Genomic DNA, 18,877 nt, shown 5'->3' with positions numbered 1-18,877 from the left:
TGGGGAGAACCATTTCCCCAGGCTTTTTCAGGCGTGACCGTCACAGCGTCAACGGCGACTCTTCTCGTTCTTCGTCCTCATCCTGCGACACAATCAACACATTATAGGCGACCGAACAAAACAGCGAGTTCAACCGATTCATATCGCCTAGCAACCCTAAGTGCAACGAACTGGTTTCCAGACTCTGTACGTTTTGCTGATGTAAACGATCGACATGGGCATGCGCATACCGACGGTTAAGAATACGGAAACGGTGCTTAGCACGACGTAATCGTTTGGCGCTGGTCATATCTTCAGAGAGGAATACGGCCAATCCAAGTCTTAAATTCGCCAACAGCTGTTCATGCAAACTGTTCAATTCCTCCAACCCTTGAGCAGAAAACGCGCGACGCTCCGTAGACGCGCTATTAGCGACATCATCAGCCATTCGTTCAATAATGTCCCCCGCTTGTTCAAGGTTCAGGGCAACCTCAATGACTTCAGCCCAACGACGAGAGTCCCTTTCATCAAGACCATCTTTTTGCATTTGGGCCAGATAGAGTTTAATGGCGGTATACAACACATCAACATCATCATCAAGCCGACGAATCTCCCGACACAACAGGTGATCGCCTTGTAAAACCTGGCGATAAAGACGCAGCATTTGTTCAAGCACATCGCCAATTCGCAAGGTTTCACGTGCAGCATTCGTTAATGCCAACGCGGGAGTATCCAGCGCGCTGGTATCCAAATGTCGGGGCTTTGTCTGGATATCCACATCCAGAGAATCGGCAATCATGAGGCAGGATAAACGCGCCACGATCTCCGCAAATGGGACCAAAATCAGGCAACGAATCAGGTTGTAGAACAGATGGAAATAAATCACCAGCTCTTCCGGACCGAGCGGCAATCGCGCCAACGCACGGGACAGCGGTTCAACGAAGGGAAGGACAATAAAACAACCGATTAATTTGAATAACACACTGCCAAGCGCCACACGACGACCAGCGGCATTTTGAGCAGTAGAACCGATCATTATCAGCACCCCACTGCCCAGATTGGCACCGATAACCAGGCACATTGCCACTTCCAGGGAAATCACACCGCTCGCCGTCAGTGTCGCGGTAAGTAACACCGCAGCCAAACTGGAATAGCTTACGACGGCAAACAACGCGCCAACCAACGCGTCCAGCATAATGTCGCCGGTCAGTGAAGAAAACAGAACCTTAACACCGGCAGTCTGAGTGATAGGCGTTGCCGCCGCGACGATCATCTCCAACGCCAACAAAATCAACCCAAGACCGATAGCGACTCGCCCTATTTGCCCAACCCGCGTTTGCTTACGGCTGAGGAAAAAAATCACCCCAAGGAAAATCAACAAAGGAGAAAGCCAGGAGAAATCGAACGTCAATACCCGCACCATCAGTGCGGTACCCACATCGGCACCAAGGATAATCACCAGCGCGGGTGCCAACGCCACTAATCCCTGAGAAACAAAGGATGTCGTCAGTAATGCAGTCGCGTTACTACTCTGCACTAGGGCCGTTACCCCGATACCCGCCATAAATGCCAACGGTTTTTTCTCGACGCTATCACTCAATACACGTCGCAAACTGGCACCATAAACCCTCATGATCCCAGTACGGACAATATGAGTTCCCCAAACCAGCAATGCAATTGCAGAAAGTAAATGCAGCAAAGTCAACACAAAGGTAATACCTCTAAGTCAATGTGAGTTTGAACATTCAGTAACCGCCATCTTACCAGATGTTTACCTTATGAACCGCGAGACCTGCCTGATATGTAGGGAAATAAGCTCGGATGACAGAAGAAATCATATGATTAACGCTTTGAACATAGCGTATATACCCAAAATAATTCGAGTTGCATGACAAAACGTTAGCGTTTTGAACAACGCCCTGCGTTGACCCTTTAGGGCGAGGCTCATGGATGAGCCGAGTAATGAGCGCAGCCAACGCACAAGCAACTTGAAGTATGACGGGTATAAAAAAGGCTGGGATATCCCAGCCAATTACCCTACTTATTGTCGAAGACGATCAGAACGAATAAGAAATGCTGCCGACTACGCTGCGTTCGGCACCGAAGTAGCAGAATTCCAGCGAGTTACAGGCGGAGACATAGCGTTTATCGGTCAGGTTGTTCACATTAAGCTGCGCACTCAGCCCCTTCAGACCTACTTTTGAGAGATCGTATCCCACTGCAAGATCCACCAGCGTATAAGACGGCAGCGTATGGGTATTGGCACGATCGGAGGTCACACCGTTCACGTAACGCACGCCGGAACCAATAGTCAGGCCGTCCAGCGGACCGCTTTTGACATCATAGCTGGCCCAAGCGCTGGCCTGATTGCGCGGCGCGTACACCGCACGCTTTCCTTGCTCAGCCACACTGCTTTTCTTATAGCGAATATCCGTATAGGTATAAGCCGCTTGCAGGCGCAGATTCTCCGTAATATGGCTCACGGCCTCTAACTCCACCCCTTCCGATTCAATTTCACCCACGGAACGGTAAGGGTCATTAGGCTGAACTTTTGTCGCCACGTTCTTCTGATTAATACGGAATACCGACAGACTGTACTGATCCTGAGAACCTTCAGGCTGATATTTCATCCCGGCTTCCCACTGCTTGCCTTTCATCGGTTCCAGTACGTTGCCGTTATCATCGGCGAAGCTGGTCGGCGTAAAGGCCGTGGAATAGCTGACATACGGCGCAAAACCATTATCAAACAGGTAAAGCAATGCGGCACGCGAGCTAAAGTTGTTTTTATCCAACTCGCTGTGTGTCCCTTTCGTCTGGTTAATGTGGGTGACTTTCACCTGATCGTGACGACCGCCCAACGTTAAACGCCAGCGTTCCCAGCTCATTTGATCCTGTACATAGATGCCGGTTTGTTGCAGCTTGTGTTTTTCCAGTGTACTGGACATGGCCGTTGGGCCCGAGCCGTAAACGGGATTAAACGCGTTGATTGCCGGGAAGGAACCAGAAGGCCAGTCCATATTGTTATTACGCTGCTGATAGTCGATTCCCACCAGCAGACGGTGGTTTACCGCGCCGGTATCCACGCTACCATCAAGCTGATTATCTAACGTGAGTGCCGACAGCGACTCACGGGAACCGGAGTAGTAGCGGGTCAGCGTATCGGCACTCGGCTGCGTCCAGCCATAGGCATATACCTGATCCAAATGCACCTTGGTACGCAGATAACGCAGTTTTTGGCGTACTGCCCAACCGCTATCAAAACCGTGCTCAAAGTTGTATCCCACCATGTTTTGCTTACGGTCGTATTTCTCATAATTCTCTTCCCCTTCATAGAAGGTGTTCGAGATTTTCCGGCCGTTATGCGCCACCACCGTGCCGTCATACGGTAAACCCGAGTGACTTCCGCCCTCAGGATCGCGATGCAGGTAGGCCATCAATTCCAGACGCGTCTTGTCGGAAATCCGCCACAGCAGGCTAGGCGCAACCGCATAGCGTTCTTCTTTCAGCGGCCCAAACTGGGTATCCGCCTCGCGGACCATTCCCCCCAGACGGAATGCAAAACGTTCGTCATCATCCAGCGGTCCGGTAACATCGAATGCCGCACCACGTTGTGCATTGTTGCCAGCGAACAGTTTGATCTGTCCGCTACGATCGAACGACGGCTGACGGGAGTTCAGCGCCACAATGCCGCCCGGAGAAGAACGACCATAGAGTACGGACGCCGGGCCTCTGACCACTTCAATGCTGTCGAGGAACCAGGGATCGATAACTAGCGAACTATGGGAGTTGGTATCCCCCATCATCTTCAGCCCATCAAGATAGACGTTATCTAGGCTACCGTCAGAAAAGCCGCGCAGTACCATGTAGTCAAAGCGGTTGGACGCGCCGATCTGGTTGTTATACACGCCCGGCGTATAACCGACCGTTTGTCGAACGCTGGTCGCGCCCTGTTCCTGAATCTGATCGCGCGTAATGATAGAAACAGCCTGAGGAGTCTCGATATCGGGTGTTTCCAGCTTGGTCGCACCACGTTGCGTTTGAGACGTCACGACTAGCGTATCACCCTGAGAAGAAGAGGATGGCGTATCCTGCGCGAGTGCCGACATCGTAAATCCACTGGTGAAACAGCCAACCACCAGCGCCAGCCGCGTTTTTCTGAACATGGGAATCTCCACAGACCTTATTATTGTAAATAAGAATTATTACCGTTTTTGGTCTTGCGATAGCTATGCGCAGTGACAGCTTACGTATGCGCAATGACAAAACGGGAACTCAGCGAGAAAACGTCAGGCGGGCAGCCTCTGACGTAAATAACGTTCGGGAGAGTTAATGAAGGGAAACGCTAGCTGACCATACGCGCATCGCTTGGCGCCATACCGTAACGTCGCCGGAAAGCCGTGGCAAAGTTGGTCGCGTGCTGGTAGCCCGACATCCAGGCCGCCTGCTGAACGCTGTATCCCTGCGCCAGATAGCGTCGAGCCAGCTCCAGCCGACAGTCGCGCAGATAGTCAAAGACCGAATGACCATACGCCTGACGAAACTTGGTACGCAGGCTACTGCTGCTCATCGCGGCTAACTGCGCCAGTTCATTAAGGGTATATTCTTTTTCAGGCTGTTGCGCCAGAAGCCGCCGCACATTCTCCAGACGCTCTTGTTCACCAGGTGGAGGCAATACGCGCCGTTCCCCGCCACGTTGCCCAAATGACAGGCCTTGCCCCAACAGCTGTAGCATTACGCCTTCCAGCATCAGTTGGCGGGATAGCCCCGGCGTGGTGTTTTCCAGCGCGTGCTGTAGCCCAGATAACACATGGCCGGGAACCTGCCATAAAAACGTCGGGTCCCCCCCTTGCTCCCACTCATTCAGCAACGAGCCCAAAAGCGGATTCAAAGCAAAAGTGGCGGGAAAAATACCCAGCGATACGGTACGAAGGTGACAATCCGCAAGGTGGCTGGCGTTCATGACCAATGGGTCACCCAGACGAGTGCTGAATGCCATGCCCGATCGCACAACAAATTCTTTACCGTTCAAGCGTAGCGCGACGCGCCCTTCCAGCACCACCAGCGTATAAAACGGGCAGCAGTGCAAAGACGTCGATTCGTAGGGTTGCAACACGCGCACGTTGGAATTCGTCAGACAAATACCGGAGGAGAGCGTCATTTCTTCGACATCACCCTGCACGACGATACGTTTTTCTTTCGTGCGATCGCGGCAAGACGACAGCTGCGGGAAGTGGTAATCGATCCCGTAGCGTTCACCGATGTCGAAGAAATCCTCAATGGAAAAGAGTCGTTTGAGCATGAGCGGGAAAATACCCTCATCCTGTTTAACGCCCAGAATCAGGCCTGCGATTAACGGACATAGCGTGATGCAGCAACGTATTCGCTACAAAGATCGTTATTCACCTTAGCATTGTGCTGCGAGCGCATCAATAAGACTGATAACTATTCTCATTGAAATGCATTCTAAATCCTGAACACCTTAGCTAGCGTAGGGAAGGTTCTTTGGCTGGCATCAGAAATCATGCTGAGGTATCAGTGAACGCCGAGTGAGCGACAGGACGTCGCGAAAGCCAGTGCCGCGTAGGGAACGCGTCACTGGCGGCTCGATAAGCGTTCAATGATTCCGAAGGCACCGCGTAGCGGCAGGATTTCAGCCAATAGCCTGGGTACATAGGGCAAGCGGCGTTTGAGCTGCCCTATGTCGGGCGTGGCGCTAGTGCCACAGAGAAATCATGTGGCTTATCACGCCCGAAACGCCCCACGGCTATGCATAATTCAGACAACAATATTGGTAAGCCGCTTATTCAATTCCTTAATCGGCATCATAGCCCAAATTCGGCGCTAGCCAGCGCTCCACCTCGCTCACCTCCATACCCTTACGTACCGCGTAATCCTCCACCTGATCGCGCTGGATTTGTGCGACGGCGAAATATTTGCTGTCAGGGTGGCTGAAGTACCAGCCGGATACCGATGCGCCCGGCCACATAGCATAAGATTCGGTGAGCTTCATGCCGGTATGTTTTTCCACATCCAGCAACTGCCAAATTTGCACTTTCTCCGTGTGATCCGGGCAAGCCGGATAGCCCGGCGCTGGGCGAATCCCTTGATAGTTTTCTCGAATCAGCAGCTCATTACTGAGGTTCTCATTCGGCGCATAGCCCCAGTACACCTTGCGCACACGCTCATGCAGGTATTCCGCAAAGGCTTCCGCCAGACGGTCAGAGATCGCCTTCACCATGATCTTGTTGTAATCATCATGCTGAGCGTCCCACTGATCGGCCAACGTATCTTCTTCCAACCCGCCAGTCACGGCAAAGGCTCCCAGATAATCCGGTTTACCGCTGGATTTCGGTGCCACAAAATCAGACAGGCAGTAGTTCGGGAAGTCGGTTTTTTCCGTCTGTTGACGCAGATGGTGGCTCACTGACAGCACCGTTTCACGCCGTTCATCGGTATAAATCACCACGTCATCACCTACCCGGTTCGCAGGAAATAAGCCCACCACACCACGAGGGTTAAGTGCGCCGCGAGCAGACAAATCGTCCAGCATCGCGTTGGCATCGGCAAACAGGCGTTTAGCCTCTTCTCCCACCACCTCATCTTCCAGAATGCGAGGATATTTTCCCGCCAGCGACCAGGTCATAAAGAACGGTGTCCAGTCGATGTAGTTGCGCAGCGTTTCAATGCTGGCCGTCACTTCCTGAACGCCCAGACGATGCGCCACCGGCGGCGTGTAATTCTCCCAGTCCAGCGCTGAGGCATTAGCGCGAGCCGCTTCCAGCGTCACTGGCGGCGTTCTCGGCTTTTTACGCGCGTGCTGAATACGCACGGTTTCATACTCTTTACGGGTACGCGCAACAAAGTCGTCATATTGTGTACTGGACAGTAGCGCCGATACCACGCCGACAGAGCGGGACGCATTCTGCACGTAGACCGTCGGGCCGCTGTAGTTTTGTTCAATCTTCACGGCGGTGTGCGCTTTAGAGGTCGTCGCACCGCCAATCAGCAGCGGCAGCGTAAAGCCCTGACGTTCCATCTCTTTCGCCACGTTGACCATTTCATCCAGAGATGGCGTAATCAGCCCGGACAGCCCGATGATATCAACGTTCTCTTCCCGTGCCGTTTTCAGAACTTTATCTGTCGGCACCATCACGCCCAGATCGATAATTTCGTAGTTGTTACATTGCAGCACCACGCCGACGATATTCTTACCGATATCGTGGACATCGCCTTTAACCGTCGCCAGCAGGATCTTCCCGGCTGACGTCCCTTTGGCCTTGCTGGCTTCAATATAGGGTTCGAGATAGGCCACCGCCTGCTTCATCACGCGGGCAGATTTCACCACCTGCGGCAAAAACATTTTCCCCGCGCCAAACAGATCGCCGACCACGTTCATGCCATCCATCAGCGGGCCTTCAATCACCTCTATCGGCCGTGCGGCCTGCTGGCGTGCTTCTTCGGTGTCCAGCTCAATAAATTCGGTAATGCCTTTCACCAGCGAATATTCCAGACGCTTCTTCACATCCCAGCCGCGCCATTCCGCCTGCGTTTTACTGCCTTCATCTTCTGTTTTGCTGCCGCGATATTTTTCCGCCAGCTCAAGCATGCGTTCGGTGGCATCGCTGCGACGGTTAAGGATCACATCCTCCACCGCCTCGCGCAGTTCCGCGGGAAGATCGTCATAGATCGCCAACTGACCAGCATTCACGATCCCCATGTCCATGCCGTTGCGGATCGCGTGATAAAGGAAGACGGCGTGGATCGCTTCACGCACCAGATCGTTACCGCGGAATGAGAAGGAAACGTTAGACACGCCGCCGGAGATCATCGCATGGGGCAGTTGCGCCTTGATGTCTGCACAGGCCTCAATGAAATCCACCGCGTAGTTGTTGTGTTCATCGATCCCCGTCGCCACGGCGAAAATGTTCGGATCGAAGATGATATCTTCCGGTGGAAAACCGACTTCTTCCGTCAGAATGCGGTAGGCCCGGCGACAAATTTCAATTTTACGCGCACGGGTATCCGCCTGGCCGACTTCATCAAAAGCCATGACCACCACGGCTGCGCCATAGCGACGTACCAATTTGGCATGGTGAACAAAGGCTTCAACGCCTTCCTTCATGGAGATCGAGTTAACAATCCCTTTGCCCTGAATGCACTTCAGCCCTTTCTCAACCACATCCCATTTTGAGGAATCGATCATGATCGGCACGCGGGCAATATCCGGCTCGCCGGCAATAAGATTCAGGAAACGAACCATCGCGGCTTCCGCATCCAGCATCCCTTCATCCATGTTGATGTCGATGATCTGCGCGCCGCTTTCTACTTGCTGACGGGCAACATCCAGCGCTTCGTTGTATTTCTCTTCTTTGATCAGTCGTTTAAAACGTGCAGAACCGGTAACGTTCGTCCGCTCCCCGACGTTAACAAACAGGGTTTTGGCATCGATAGTCAGCGGTTCCAGGCCAGATAAGCGACAGGCGACCGGGATCTCCGGCAGCTTGCGCGGCGGTACGCCTTCCACCACTTTTGCCATCGCGGCAATGTGTGCGGGTGTCGATCCACAGCAACCGCCAACGATATTCAGAAAGCCGGATCGCGCCCATTCACCGATATGTTTCGCCATATCGGCCGGCCCCAGATCGTACTCTCCGAAAGCGTTAGGTAGCCCGGCGTTCGGGTGGGCGCTCACATAGCATTCTGAAATACGGGACAGCTCGGCGACATACTGGCGCAACTCATCTGGCCCCAGTGCACAGTTCAGACCGAAGGACAGCGGACGGGAATGGCGCAGGGAATTGTAAAAAGCTTCCGTGGTTTGGCCGGATAGTGTACGCCCCGAGGCATCGGTGATCGTGCCGGAAATCATCACAGGCAGCGTGATCCCTAACGCCTCAAATTCGGTTTCTACGGCGAAGCTCGCCGCTTTAGCATTCAAGGTATCGAAGATGGTTTCGATCATGATCAGATCAACACCGCCCGCGATCAGCGCACGGGTTGATTCACGGTACGCTTCTACAAGCTGATCGAAACTGATATTACGAAATGCGGGATTATTAACATCCGGCGAGATCGATGCGGTACGGTTCGTCGGGCCTAATACTCCGGCAACGTAGCGCGGTTTATCTGGTGTCAGTGCGGTCCATTTATCGGCGCAGGCTCGTGCCAACTGTGCCGCTGTCTGATTAATTTCCGCCGACAGAGATTCCATAGCATAATCAGCCATCGCGATGGTCGTGGCATTAAATGTGTTGGTTTCGAGAATATCAGCGCCAGACTCCAGGTAAGCATCATGAATTTCCGTTATCACCTGCGGTTTGGTTAACACCAGAAGATCGTTATTCCCCTTAACGTCACTGGGCCAGTCCGCAAAACGCTGTCCACGATAATCTTCTTCCTGCAAGCGATAACTTTGGATCATGGTACCCATACCACCATCCAACACCATAATGCGTTGCGCTAACTGACGGCGCAATTCGTCAACCCGATTAATCACGATAACCTCAGTTCCACCCAATGAATACCCCGCCAATGCAAGCGACTATCCTAACATAAGTTATGAATTCGCTAATGCCACGTTACATGAGACTTTTTCAGCCAATCATGGTTATTTTCACAGCGGATAAAGAAGTGTTGCATTATTCGCTAAAAAAACGAAAATCAATTCCATTATTGAAAAAGGAATCCTGCTATGACGCCACCAGAGCCAGCGAAAAGAGGTAAGAAATCCAGAATCAGCACGACGACGCCAGCCCAACCCGCCGGTCAGGTACAATCGCTGACACGTGGCCTGACACTATTGGAATATATCGCCAAAGCAAATGGCAATGTCGCATTGACCGATCTTGCCCAACAGGCCGGACTGCCTAACTCGACAACTCATCGTTTGCTTACCACCATGCAACAGCAAGGATTTGTCCGTCAGGTCGGCGATTTAGGTCTATGGACCATCGCCTCTCACGCTTTTATTGTTGGCAGCAGTTTTCTCCAAAGCCGCAATTTGCTGTCTATCGTGCACCCCATCTTACGAAATCTGATGGAAAGCTCGGGCGAAACCGTCAATTTGGCCGTCCTTGATCAAGCTGATTATCAGGCGATCATCATCGATCAGGTTCAATGCACCGCGTTAATGCGTATGTCTGCGCCGATTGGCGGTAATCTGCCGATGCATGCTTCTGGCGCGGGGAAAGCTTTTCTGGCAAATTTGCCAGAAAATCAGGTTACGCAGCTGCTGCATAAAAAAGGATTGCATAGCTATACCCCGCATACGCTTAACTCACCGCAGCGCCTGAAAGAAAATTTATTGCTAATTCGCAAACAGGGCTACTCCTTCGATGATGAAGAGCATGCTCTGGGGCTACGTTGCCTTGCCGCATGTATTTTGGATGAACACAATGAAGCCTTTGCGGCTATTTCGATTTCCGGCCCAGTCTCACGGATAACCAACGATCGCGTGACAGAACTTGGCGCACTCGTCATCAAGGCAGCCAAACAGGTTATGCAGCAGTACAGCGGCATACAATGATAATGGGCTCGCTGGAAAGCGTAAGCCCATCACAATGTTATCATTCTCATCGTCAATGGTAGAATGCCCCTGCGTTTCATAAACGGATAAATACGCATCATGGAACAAGATATTAAGGATCGTCAGCAGGACACTTATCATGGCTAATCGATTCTCTCAGCTCGACAAAAAAATCGTCAGTTCACTGCTCGTTACGGTTTGTCGCTTGCTTACTGGCATACGCGCGCACTGGCGAAGTAAACCCGATCGGACTCGCCCTAAAATTTATTACGCTAACCATAGTAGCCATCTGGATGGGCTGGTGATCTGGGCCAGCCTGCCGCATGAACTCCGCGCAATCGTACATCCTGTCGCTGCCGCCGATTACTGGCTGAAAAAACCGTTACGCCGTTACCTGGCATTACGAATCTTTCAGGCGGTGCTCGTTGAACGGCGAGATAAAACTGTGGAAGAAGGCCGCGTTGAACGACAATCGTACGATCCGCTGCAACCACTCAAAACAACGTTAAACGAGAACCGGTCGCTGATTTTGTTTCCTGAAGGCACGAGGGGGAATGGGGAGCAGTTGAACAGTTTCAAAAGCGGACTCTATCATCTGTCAAAACAATATCCTGATATAGAACTGGTTCCAGTCTGGCTGGAAAATCTTAACCGTGTGATGCCAAAAGGTTCCCGTCTGGTTGTTCCTATCATCTGTCATGCAACATTTGGTGAGCCAATATCCGGCGTGAACGAGATGGAGTCAAAACAAGCATTTCTTGATCGCGCGAAACAAGCGCTTGAGGAGTTATCAGCGTAATGGCCTGGGATAACGATATGCAATGGCTGCTGAGCGGCCTGTTCGGGTTACTCACTTTTGCCAGTCTGGTCGGTTATCTACTGGCAAAACGTAAACAAAACGCCACCATCGCGAATCTCAATGCTCGTATTCGGGCATGGTGGTTGATGTGTAGTATTTCTGTTCTCGCGATGGCGATTGGCCCCATTGGTTCAACGGTACTGTTTGCGCTGATGTCGTTTTACGCACTACGGGAATGTATCACACTGATGCCAACACGCCGGGGCGACCACGAAGCGCTATTCTGGTGCTTTTTCGTTATATTACCGCTGCAATATGTGCTCGTCGGCATACAGTGGTACGGCGTTTTCATTATTCTCATCCCGGTTTACGCCTTTCTATTTGTCCCCGCACGTTTGGCATTAGCGGGAGATACGCTGCATTTTCTGGAACGTGCGGCAAAAATTCAATGGAGCCTGATGATTGCGGTCTACTGTATTAGCCATGCTCCGGCACTCCTTATGTTGGATATTGCAGGCTATGAGCATCAAAACATCAAGCTCTTGCTGTTCCTGATGATCGTGGTGCAACTTTCTGATGTATTACAGTATGTCTTTGGAAAACTATGGGGAAAACGTTCCATCGTCCCCAAACTCAGCCCCAACAAAACGGTAGAAGGTTTTATTGGTGGGATTTTAACCGCCAGCCTGGTTGGAATGGGGCTATGGTGGATCACCCCGTTTGCACCTTGGCAGGCTTTTCTTATCGCGCTATTGCTCGCGCTGCTCGGCTTTGCCGGTGGGCTTTGTATGTCCGGTATTAAGCGAGATCGCGGCGTGAAAGATTTTGGCACCATGCTGGAAGGACACGGCGGAATGATGGATCGCATCGATTCTCTCTGTTTTGCCGCACCGGTCTTTTTCCACATCGTGCGCTATTTTTTCACCTGAGTATCCCATCAGCCGTCAGGCACGCTGACGGCTGATGTCCACCTCGCTGGCTAAAACGCTTCCAACGCCGATAAGCATACACATCCTCAATATGTCCCTCACGAATACGTTGCTGTAAAGCACGCCAATAATCTGCGCTGAACAAGTCACCGTGCATCTCCTCAAATAGCGCACGTAACTGGCGATCGCCACACAGGAAATGTCGAAACTCCTCGGGAAATACATCATTAGGTGAAACGCTATACCAGGGTTCTGCCGCAAATTCGTCCTCTGGATAACGCGGCGGCGGAATGTCACGGAAATTCACCTCGGTCATGTAGCAAATTTCATCATAGTCATAGAACACGACCCGCTCATGCCGGGTAACACCAAAGTTTTTAAACAACATGTCACCTGGAAAAATATCAGCCGCCGCAAGCTGTTTGATGGCATTGCCATACTCCTCAATCACATCATGCAACTGCTGTTCCGTCGCCTGCTCCAGATAAAGATTAAGCGGCGTCATACGTCGCTCCATGTAAAGATGGCGAATCACTATCTGATCGCCTAAGTCCTCAAGTTTATCTGGCACCTCGCACTGTAACTCATCCATTAATTCAGGGCTGATCCGATGTTTATCAATAACAAAATTTTCATACTCCTGCGTATCAGCCATTCTCCCTACGCGATCATGCTCTTTTACCAGTCGATAGCAGGCCATAACACGTTCAGCATTAACTTCTTTTTGTGGCGCGAAGCGATCTTTAATGACTTTAAACACCCTATCGAAGGATGGCAGCGTAAACACCAGCATCACCATGCCTTTCACGCCGGGTGCAATAATAAATTGCTCATGAGAGTCCTCCATATAATGAAGATACTCGCGGTAATACTCCGTTTTACTGTGCTTCTGGCAACCAATCGCAAGATACAGTTCCGCTGTCGTTTTACCCGGCAAGATATCTCGTAACCAGGCAACCAATGCGGACGGTAAGGGGGCATACACCATAAAATAAGAACGAGCGAAGCCAAACACGATACTGGCATCTGACTGACTGGTCAGGCAGGTATCAATAAATACGGCACCTTGTTCGTTGTGATGAATAGGCAACAGAAACGGAAAAATACCGTCAGGCAAGGATAATTTACCCACCAGCCAGGCCGCTTTATTACGATAAAACAACTCATTGGCAACCTGTAGCGATGCCAGAGAAAGCTGCTCAGTGGAGAAGCTTTGTTTAAGATAATCCACAATGTACAAGATATCGCGAGACAGATCCTCCCACGGCAAACGCAGAGGTAGTCCACTCAGCAAGCGTTCCAGCATGTTTTGCCAGCCATCAATGGGAGTAAACGTACGCGCGATAGGTCGGGGGATCTCGCGAAAACGTTTCTCCGGTTGAGAACTGAAAACAAATAATTTATCGGGGGTAAGCTCACGATGATTGAATAAACGGCAATACACTGAATTAAAAAAGCTTTCAGCAATTTCAAACCGAGGATAATCAGGCAACAACTGCGTGTAGATTGTCTTTACTCGTCCGAGGAAATCGGCGTCATAACAGCGCTGTCCGGTAATACAGCGTAACTGCTCAACGACCAATCCGACGTGATGATCATAAAGATGAATACGTAGTTTCATTGCCAACTGTATCGCAGACCAATCTGCCTGCTCAAATCGCTGTTGTGCGCCTGACGTGATCTCCAGAAAACGCCCATATTGCGCGTCAAACCCTTGTAATATTGTCTGTGCAACCAGTTGTTCAAGATCACGAACCATCATGCTCTCCACATGAAAATCGGCCAGCACCTGGCTGGCCGGACAGGATCAGAATTGTTGCTCTTCTGTCGACCCCGTCAGCGCGGTCACAGAAGAAACACCGCCCTGAATAATGTTCGTTACCTTATCAAAGTAGCCTGTACCAACTTCTTGCTGATGCGATGAGAAAGTGTAGCCATCTTTAATCGCATCAAACTCTGGCTGCTGCACTTTCTCTACATAGTGCTTCATGCCTTCACCTCGAGCGTAGGCATGGGACAGATCAAACATGTTGAACCACATGCTGTGGATGCCAGCCAACGTGATGAATTGATATTTATAGCCCATCGCCGATAGTTCATCCTGGAAACGAGAGATGGTGTGATCATCCAGATTCTTTTTCCAGTTGAAAGAAGGTGAGCAGTTGTAAGCCAGCAGTTTACCGGGATATTTCGCGTGAATCGCTTGAGCAAAGCGTCGCGCCAGTTCCAGATCCGGCGTTGATGTTTCGCACCACACCAAATCAGCATAGGGTGCATAAGCTAGTCCACGACTGATAGCCTGCTCGATACCAGCACGGGTTCGATAAAAACCTTCTACCGTACGTTCACCGGTAATAAATGCTTTATCGTATTCATCACAGTCTGAAGTGATCAAATCGGCCGCATCGGCATCGGTACGCGCAACCAGTATCGTGGGCACCCCTAATACGTCGGCCGCCAAGCGGGCAGCAACCAATTTTTGAATGGCTTCTTGTGTCGGTACTAAAACCTTTCCGCCCATGTGCCCGCATTTTTTGACAGAAGCAAGCTGGTCTTCAAAATGTACCGCGGCGGCACCCGCTTCGATCATCGATTTCATCAGCTCAAACGCATTCAGTACACCACCAAATCCAGCTTCTGCGTCCGCAACAATTGGCAGGAAATAATCGGTATAGCGTTTGTCACCGGGTTCGATTTGATTTGCCCATTGAATTTGATCGGCTCGCCGGAACGTATTATTAATGCGTTCAACGACGGCGGGTACTGAATTCGCAGGATATAAAGACTGATCGGGATACATGCTGGACGCCAGGTTAGCATCTGCCGCGACTTGCCAGCCAGACAGGTAAACCGCTTCAATGCCTGCTTTTGCCTGTTGTAAAGCCTGCCCGCCGGTCAGTGCCCCGAGACAATTGATATAACCTTTGCGGGATTCGCCATGTAGCAGTTTCCATAATCTGGCGGCACCTAATTGAGCCAAAGTACATTCTGGGTTAACCGAACCACGTAGGCTAACCACTTCTTCGGCCTGATAAGGACGGGTGATACCTTCCCAGCGAGCGTTTTTCCATTCTTGTTCAATTTGTTGAATTTGTTGAGTACGAGAGGTCGTCATAGCTGCGATTCCTTTTTTATTCTCAATAGGGTTAGTCAAGCAATGCATAACCAGGTAACGTCAGGAAGTCGATCAGCTCATCCTGCGTGGTGATTTTCTCCATCAGACGGGCTGCATCATCAAACCGCCCACCGCTGAATCTCGCTTCACCAAGCTCTTCCTGGATCACCAACATCTCTTCAGCCAGCATTTGCTGGAATAGCGCCTTTGTGATGACACGGCCATCGCTCAACGTTTTCCCGTGATGGATCCACTGCCAAATCGAAGTGCGAGAAATTTCGGCTGTCGCCGCATCCTCCATCAGCCCGTAAATGGGTACGCAGCCATTACCAGAAATCCAGGCTTCGATGTACTGCACCGCAACACGAATGTTAGCCCGCATCCCTGTTTCAGTCCGCTCGCCAGGGCAAGGCTCAAGTAACACCGCAGCAGTGGTTGGCGCATCTTCCGTGCGATCAATATCCAATTGGTTTTGACGTTTTCCAAGCACACGATCAAAGACCTCCATGACCGTATCCGCCAAACCTGGGTGGGCAACCCAAGTACCGTCATGACCGTTCTTCGCTTCAAGCTCTTTATCTTTACGCACCTTATCCAACACCCAGTTATTACGTTCGGCGTCCTTACTGGGGATAAATGCGGCCATTCCTCCCATGGCAAATGCTCCACGCCGGTGGCAGGTTTTGATCAATAATTTTGAATAGGCACTCAGGAATGGTTTTTCCATCGTCACTGACTGACGGTCGGGCAGAACGCGATCAGGATGATTCTTCAACGTTTTGATATAGCTGAAAATATAATCCCATCGACCACAGTTCAGCCCGACAATATGATCGCGCAGGTAATAAAGGATCTCGTCCATCTGGAAAACGGCGGGCAACGTTTCAATTAACACTGTCGCTTTAATCGTCCCACGAGGCAGGTCAAAACGATCTTCCGTATAGCAAAAAACATCATTCCACCAGGCAGCTTCCTGCCAGGACTGAGTCTTGGGTAAATAAAAATAAGGGCCGCTGCCTTTAGCTAGCAATTCTCGATAGTTATGGAAGAAATAGAGCGCAAAATCAAACAAACTACCGGGGATTGCTTCACCTTGTAGGGCTACATGCTTTTCAGGCAGATGCAAGCCACGTACGCGACAGATAAGTACCGCAGGTTGAGGCTTTAACTGATAAATCTTCCCAGACTCATTGATATAAGAGATCGTCCCTCTTACGGCATCACGCAAATTAAGCTGACCATCAATCACCTTATCCCATCCTGGGGAAAGTGAGTCTTCAAAATCCGCCATGAAAACCTTCACATTGGCATTCAGTGCGTTGATAACCATTTTGCGTTCAACAGGGCCGGTAATCTCTACGCGACGGTCTTTCAAATCATCAGGAATACCAAGCACCTTCCATTCCTTATCACGAATGGAAACTGTTTCCGGAATGAAATCAGGGAGCTCACCATCATCTATTTTACGCTGTTGCTCCTGACGTTCAGTCAGTAACTGGTTTCGCATCGGCGTAAAGCGAACGACCAGCTCAGTTAAGAAATCAATCGCTTCATCTGTGAGTATTTGCTTTTCACCTTCGCCAAAACGCTGACTAAATACCAACTCTCTGTTTATTGTCTGCTGCGTCATTTCACGGTTCCTTTTTAGAGTCCTCTTCGCGAATCAACTATCAAGTCGGCAGATAATCTATGAGCATTTCTTAGCCGACAGTTTTAAGCGTAATCCAATAAACCTTAAAATCAAAAACTATTTCCATTTTTAATGTAAAAACAAAATAATATTTTGATTTACTTATAGATTAATATTTAAAAAGAAAAGAAATGAATTTCATCAATGAATGGCGATGGGTAGCGCAGTAATAAAAAAAGCGCCCATCACGGCGCTTTGAGGCTGTACATCTAAGGACACCTATTCCAAGGTGGGATTCATAAGACGCAAGTCATATGGCGTGATCTGATAGACATAATAATTCAGCCAATTAACAAACAACAAATGACCATGACTCCGCCAGCTCGCTTTTGGTGACAAGAGTGGATTGTCATCAGGAAAATAATTAACTGGCACTACGGGCTCTAAGCCTGCATCACAATCACGGAAAAACTCACTTGCCAGTGTATTCGCATCATATTCAGGATGACCGGTAACAAAAGCCAATCGTTTATCCTTGCTGGCAAAAAGGTAAACACCAGCCTGTTCAGACTCAACCAGAATATCCAAATCGGTATACTGACGAATCACCTCAGTAGGGAAATCTGCATAGCGAGAATGGGGAGCCAGAAAGGTTTCGTCAAAACCGCGAGTTAATAATGCATGCTGCTGTAAAGTCTGATGTGTATAAACACCTGATAGCTTCTCCTGTCGGGTCATTTTAGGAATACCGTATAAGATATTTAATGCAGCCTGTACGGCCCAACACACAAATAATGTGGAGGTAACATGCTCTTTTGCCCACGTAATGACCCGCTCTATCTGCGGCCAATAAACGACATCGCAGAAATCGACTAATCCCAGCGGTGCACCAGTCACAATCAAGCCATCAAAGTTTTCGTTCTGAATGTCGTCGAAATCGCAATAGAAGTTATTCAAATGCTCGGTTGGCGTATTCTTTGATTCACGGCTATCGATACGTAGCAGTTGAATATCGATCTGTAAGGGCGAATTGGATAGCAAGCGCAGAAACTGGTTTTCAGTTTCAATTTTTTTAGGCATCAGGTTCAGAATCAGCACTTTAAGTGGACGAATTTCCTGCGTTTTAGCACGCGAAGACGTCATAACAAAGACATTTTCATTACGCAGAAAATTGACGGCTGGTAACTCATCAGGAACCCGAATTGGCATAACCTTATATCCTCAAAGCATACGTTTAAACGTTTAGACATCCAGATGCCTGAAGATAACGAGTTTTTATACTATTGTCGAGCGTTCAGCACATAAGGTGAAAATGTTTCACTGTGCCTAAAAAAACGTTATGCGTTTTATCTATTTTTCTTTGCTTGTTCAATAACTTCTGAATCAGCTAATACTCGATCGTTTGCGATCACAACTAGCCGAGCTCTTGGTGAAGTGGAAACAGTTATTTCCTGAATAATACGTTCCTCAACCTGAGACAATCCACCTTCATTCATTTCAAGGGCATGAATGACAAGTACATCCTGACCAAATTTAAACCAACGACGTTTTATTAATTTTCGGGCTAAACCGTTAAGCACCTTCTCTGCACGAAAAAAATCAGCCACCAGTAGACGTGCATTACTGAAAATCTGGCTAGCATCGCCTAACTCTTGTTGTGTTTCAGGATTACGTACAACCATTTTGTTCTTGCGGATCTGGATATATAAGATCGTCATTTATTTCTATTTCCCTATATTTCTTATTCTTGGTAGATATCTATGTGCAAACAGCAACCAAATCTACTACAGACAAGATCAAAAATAATATATAGCAAAAAGCCCCTGTCTTTCGACAGGGGCCTTCCACTTATTTAATGCCTGGCAGTTCCCTACTCTCACATGGGGAGACCCCACACTAC

General features: G+C 49.8%; 12 protein-coding genes. 3 read left to right on the top strand and 9 right to left on the bottom strand.

The features are described 5' to 3' along the window. Window positions 1-40 precede the first annotated feature (40 nt). The 4 genes from ACKPVM_RS17995 to metH all read right to left on the bottom strand — a co-directional run bounded on the left by ACKPVM_RS17995 (window position 41) and on the right by metH (window position 9,475). On the bottom strand, window positions 41-1,687 hold the full coding sequence (locus ACKPVM_RS17995; protein WP_409311207.1) for a Na/Pi cotransporter family protein: 1,647 nt from the start codon (window positions 1,685-1,687) through the stop codon (window positions 41-43). 349 nt (window positions 1,688-2,036) lie between these two features. After that, window positions 2,037-4,142, bottom strand: a complete 2,106-nt coding sequence (gene foxA, locus ACKPVM_RS17990) for a ferrioxamine B receptor FoxA (protein WP_409311206.1) — start codon at window positions 4,140-4,142, stop codon at window positions 2,037-2,039. A 179-nt stretch (window positions 4,143-4,321) separates the two neighbouring features. Further along, window positions 4,322-5,278, bottom strand: a complete 957-nt coding sequence (locus tag ACKPVM_RS17985) for an AraC family transcriptional regulator (protein WP_409311205.1) — start codon at window positions 5,276-5,278, stop codon at window positions 4,322-4,324. Window positions 5,279-5,791: 513 nt separating this feature from the next. Next, on the bottom strand, window positions 5,792-9,475 hold the full coding sequence (gene metH / locus ACKPVM_RS17980; RefSeq protein ID WP_409311231.1) for a methionine synthase: 3,684 nt from the start codon (window positions 9,473-9,475) through the stop codon (window positions 5,792-5,794). A 195-nt stretch (window positions 9,476-9,670) separates the two neighbouring features. Between metH and iclR the strand changes: the two genes are divergently transcribed. The 3 genes from iclR (at window position 9,671) to ACKPVM_RS17965 (ending at window position 12,232) form a co-directional block, all read left to right on the top strand. Next, window positions 9,671-10,504, top strand: coding sequence for a glyoxylate bypass operon transcriptional repressor IclR (iclR, locus tag ACKPVM_RS17975; protein ID WP_409311204.1), 834 nt, complete (start codon window positions 9,671-9,673; stop codon window positions 10,502-10,504). Window positions 10,505-10,643: 139 nt separating this feature from the next. Next, window positions 10,644-11,303, top strand: coding sequence for a lysophospholipid acyltransferase family protein (locus tag ACKPVM_RS17970; protein WP_409311203.1), 660 nt, complete (start codon window positions 10,644-10,646; stop codon window positions 11,301-11,303). After that, window positions 11,303-12,232 (top strand): phosphatidate cytidylyltransferase, encoded by a 930-nt coding sequence (locus tag ACKPVM_RS17965; RefSeq protein WP_409311202.1) that lies wholly within the window; start codon window positions 11,303-11,305, stop codon window positions 12,230-12,232. The genes ACKPVM_RS17970 and ACKPVM_RS17965 overlap by 1 nt, the downstream gene beginning before the upstream one ends. On the opposite strand, the gene aceK is transcribed toward ACKPVM_RS17965, so the two are convergent. The 5 genes from aceK to ACKPVM_RS17940 all read right to left on the bottom strand — a co-directional run bounded on the left by aceK (window position 12,225) and on the right by ACKPVM_RS17940 (window position 18,695). Then, window positions 12,225-13,991: a bifunctional isocitrate dehydrogenase kinase/phosphatase gene (gene aceK, locus ACKPVM_RS17960; RefSeq protein ID WP_409311230.1), complete on the bottom strand. Its 1,767-nt coding sequence runs from the start codon at window positions 13,989-13,991 to the stop codon at window positions 12,225-12,227. The genes ACKPVM_RS17965 and aceK overlap by 8 nt on opposite strands. Before the next feature lie 48 nt (window positions 13,992-14,039). After that, window positions 14,040-15,347: an isocitrate lyase gene (gene aceA, locus ACKPVM_RS17955; RefSeq protein WP_409311201.1), complete on the bottom strand. Its 1,308-nt coding sequence runs from the start codon at window positions 15,345-15,347 to the stop codon at window positions 14,040-14,042. Between the two features lie 31 nt (window positions 15,348-15,378). Beyond that, window positions 15,379-16,977, bottom strand: coding sequence for a malate synthase A (gene aceB, locus ACKPVM_RS17950; RefSeq protein WP_409311200.1), 1,599 nt, complete (start codon window positions 16,975-16,977; stop codon window positions 15,379-15,381). 279 nt (window positions 16,978-17,256) lie between these two features. After that, window positions 17,257-18,186 (bottom strand): homoserine O-acetyltransferase MetA, encoded by a 930-nt coding sequence (metA, locus tag ACKPVM_RS17945; RefSeq protein WP_409311199.1) that lies wholly within the window; start codon window positions 18,184-18,186, stop codon window positions 17,257-17,259. Window positions 18,187-18,323: 137 nt separating this feature from the next. After that, window positions 18,324-18,695: a YjaA family stress response protein gene (locus tag ACKPVM_RS17940; RefSeq protein WP_409311198.1), complete on the bottom strand. Its 372-nt coding sequence runs from the start codon at window positions 18,693-18,695 to the stop codon at window positions 18,324-18,326. Between the last annotated feature and the right edge of the window lie 182 nt (window positions 18,696-18,877).

This window comes from Pectobacterium hainanensis (genome assembly GCF_046237015.1).
In the GTDB taxonomy this organism is placed as follows: domain Bacteria; phylum Pseudomonadota; class Gammaproteobacteria; order Enterobacterales; family Enterobacteriaceae; genus JBJYIN01.
This window is presented reverse-complemented; position numbering and strand designations above follow the sequence as displayed.